The sequence below is a fragment of the Psychrobacter sp. 1Y4 genome, from assembly GCF_051847555.1.
Map to the genome: position 1 here is coordinate 1 of NZ_JBPYDE010000821.1, position 603 is coordinate 603.

Annotated in this window: 1 protein-coding gene; it reads right to left on the reverse strand. The window is 46.3% G+C overall.

All coding sequences use genetic code 11. From position 1 onward, the window contains the following. Positions 1-222 precede the first annotated feature (222 nt). The coding region (locus tag ACS8FC_RS19070) for an alpha-hydroxy acid oxidase (protein WP_439297944.1) at positions 223-603 on the reverse strand (381 nt) is incomplete at its 5' end.

Sequence of the window (603 nt, forward strand, 5' to 3'; positions counted from 1 at the left end):
GTTGACGGGTTATTGGCATCGACGCCCGTGACTAGCTGCATGACAAATAGCCCGATAAAGCTGGCTAATAGCAGGGTAGTGACGGGCGCTGTTTTTAATAATTGTTGAATGGTCATAAAGGCTAACTGTCATCAAAATGTTATAGAGACAGTATAAAGGGTATGAGCAAATTATGTTATGTATAGCCAGTTTTAAACGTCGATCGCTCTACAATCAGCCGCTCTAAAAACGGCCCACTTTAAGATTTTCATACGTCCCTTTTACCAAGATATCATCCGTGACGGTATTGATATCAGTGTGTCCACAGAAAGCCATGGATATATCACACTCTTTATAGATGATTTCAAGCGCGCGGCGCACTCCATCTTCACCATAGGCTCCCAATCCATAGAGAAAAGAGCGACCGATCATCGTGCCTTTTGCGCCCAATGCGATGGCTTTTAAGACATCTTGACCAGAGCGAACACCACTGTCTAGCAATACTTCGATATTGCTGTTTTCGGCTTGTACTGCCTGTACGATGTCTGCGAGGGCAGAGATGGAAGACAACGCGCCATCCAATTGACGGCCACCATGGTTTGAGACGACTAGGGCATCCGCGCC